Annotated in this window: 3 protein-coding genes; 2 read left to right on the top strand and 1 reads right to left on the bottom strand. The window is 55.9% G+C overall.

Going from position 1 to position 2,299, the window contains the following annotated elements; all coding sequences use genetic code 11:
* Together EH55_RS05350 and EH55_RS05345 are read left to right on the top strand one after the other, a co-directional pair.
* Positions 1-921, top strand: a 921-nt coding sequence (locus EH55_RS05350) for a YadA-like family protein (RefSeq protein ID WP_037975504.1), incomplete at its 5' end; no start/stop codon positions are given.
* A gap of 19 nt (positions 922-940) precedes the next feature.
* The gene (locus EH55_RS05345; RefSeq protein WP_037975502.1) at positions 941-1,468 is read left to right on the top strand and encodes a hypothetical protein; all 528 of its coding nucleotides are present in this window, start codon (positions 941-943) and stop codon (positions 1,466-1,468) included.
* Positions 1,469-1,660: 192 nt separating this feature from the next.
* On the opposite strand, the gene EH55_RS13815 is transcribed toward EH55_RS05345, so the two are convergent.
* On the bottom strand, positions 1,661-2,278 hold the full coding sequence (locus EH55_RS13815; protein ID WP_328286352.1) for an IS256 family transposase: 618 nt from the start codon (positions 2,276-2,278) through the stop codon (positions 1,661-1,663).
* Between the last annotated feature and the right edge of the window lie 21 nt (positions 2,279-2,299).

The following is a 2,299-nucleotide window of genomic DNA, read 5'->3' as shown; positions in this document are numbered from 1 at the left end:
AACGTCGGCCAGCTCGACCAACTCAAAGCCAAAGGGCAAGACTACGCGGGAGACGCTGGAGATAAAATCCACAGAGACCTCGGCAGCCAGCTCAACATCAAAGGCGGCGCCACCTCCGTATCCGCGGCCGACAACATCGGAGTAATATCCGACGGAAACGACACGCTGAACATCAGACTCGCCAAAGACATCACAGGCATAGACAGCGTCAGCGTCAACAAAACCATCAGCGTAGCCGGAGGCACGACGATCACGAAAGAAGGCCTAGTCAGCAACGCCATCAAAATAAGCACAGCCAGCGGCGACGTGATCATCAACAACGGAGGCGTATCGATGGGCGGCAACAGAATAACCAACATAGCGCCTGGAGCCAACGCGACAGACGCTGCGACAGTGGGACAGCTCAGCGAAACGACAGACAACCTCTACCGCGTCTACAGCGAACTCAGCGACGAAGTCGAAGACCTTGGAGCGGAAAGCGCGGCGCTGGCGGGATTGAAACCGATCCAATACGACCCGCTCGAGCCGACGCAGATAATGGCGGCGGTAGGGAACTACAGAGGCAGCACGGCGATAGCGGTGGGATTGGCGCACTACACGAGAGAAAACACCATGTTCCACATAGGAGCGTCATACGGAGGCAGCAGCCGCGTGCTGGCCAACGCGGGAGTGACCTTCAGGCTGGGCGGCAAAAAAGACGCCATCCCGGCGCGCTACAAAGCCGGCCCGATCAGCGCGACCTACGTGATGCAGGACGAGATATCCGCGCTGAAGGCGGAGAACGCCAAGCTGAAGGAAAGCAACGAGAAGATGCAGGCAGGCTACGACGAGATCAAGAGCGACAACGAAGAGCTGCGGGCCGGATACGAGGAGCTCAAGGAACAGCTCCGCCAGCTTACGGAAAAAGCCGTCAAGCAGTAGAAAGGGAGCGTGCGTGAAGATGTGCGGTGAACTTGTAAGGAAACTCTTCTGCTGTGCGGCGGCCGCTTTGTTCCTTTCCGCTTCGGCCGTTATGGCAGGCGCCGCCGACAGGCTCGCGCTTCCCGAAGAAGCGGGGCCGGGCGTCACAGAAAGCGCACTGGTCATTGAAACGCCGAGCAAGGAGGTCGTAGGCAGGGCCGCGGAGTTCGAGGAGCTTTACGCGGCCGGAAACGCCGAAAGCAGGGCGCTGCTCCGCCGCGCCTTTGCGAAAAACATGAAGGAACGCGTCGAACTGTACGTCAAGCTGCATTACTGGAAGGATGACAGCTGGGGCAAAAGCGAGCTGGAGAAGCTGCTGAGCTCCTTCGACTATAAGACGAAGCTGTCCGCCTACCGAGCGAAGAGCGAAGATGTCTGCCCGGCGGCGGCGTGCCTTGATGCGTTGAAAGAGTTCGGCGGGTCGATAGGTGACAACGAGCTCCGCTTCTACGGAAACGAAGTCATGGCGTACGCGCTGAGGAGCGACCTGTACGAAGATATAAGGTAGGCCCCGAGGCATAAGCGAAACGCGAAAGACTGCCGCCAAGGTAGTGTAACTTATTCTGTGTAAACCCCTTGCCCCTGGATCGATGTAAGACATCAAAGGGTTACCGTTACTGCTTCAGTATCACCATAATGACATACGCTATCCGGGCTGTCAATGGACTGCAGCCCGGACTTTTCTTATAGGCGTTTAGGGCTATTCCAGATCTCCGGGTTCTATGCGTTCCTCAAAGTAAATGCACAGCTGTGACAGAATTTTACTCCAGTCCCTGTCCCTGCCGGTCCACTTTTCAGTGATGTCCATCGTCGCAAGATAAAGGAGCTTGAAAAGGGCGTCGTCTGAGGGGAAGATCGTACGTGTTTTTGTCACTTTCCTGAGCTGCCGGTTGTAGTTCTCGATCTGGTTTGTCGTATAGATCATCCGGCGCAGCTCATAGGGATACTTGAAATAAGCGGATAACTGAGGCCAGTTGTTCCGCCAGCTCGCTACCGAAGACGGGTATTTCGAGCCCCACTTCTCTTCAAGTCTGTCAAGCCCTTCCTCGGCCTGCTCCAGTGTAGGAGCCTGATAGACACCCTTCAAATCATTCATAAAAGCCTTAATGTCCTTGTAAGAGACGAATTTTGTCGTGTAACGGATCTGATGGACGATGCAGCGCTGGACTTCGGCCTTGGGATATACGGCGCTTATCGCATCTGCAAAGCCTGTCAGGCCGTCGACGGAGATAATGAAAATATCTTCGGTACCGCGATTACGGATCTCGTTAAGGACACCGACCCAGTACTTGGCGCTCTCATTTCCGCCGACCCACAGGCCAAGGACTCACGATGCCCT

Source organism: Synergistes jonesii, from assembly GCF_000712295.1.
In the GTDB taxonomy this organism is placed as follows: domain Bacteria; phylum Synergistota; class Synergistia; order Synergistales; family Synergistaceae; genus Synergistes; species Synergistes jonesii.
The sequence above is the reverse complement of the archived record's forward strand: the minus strand, read 5'-3'. Positions and strand labels throughout refer to the sequence as shown.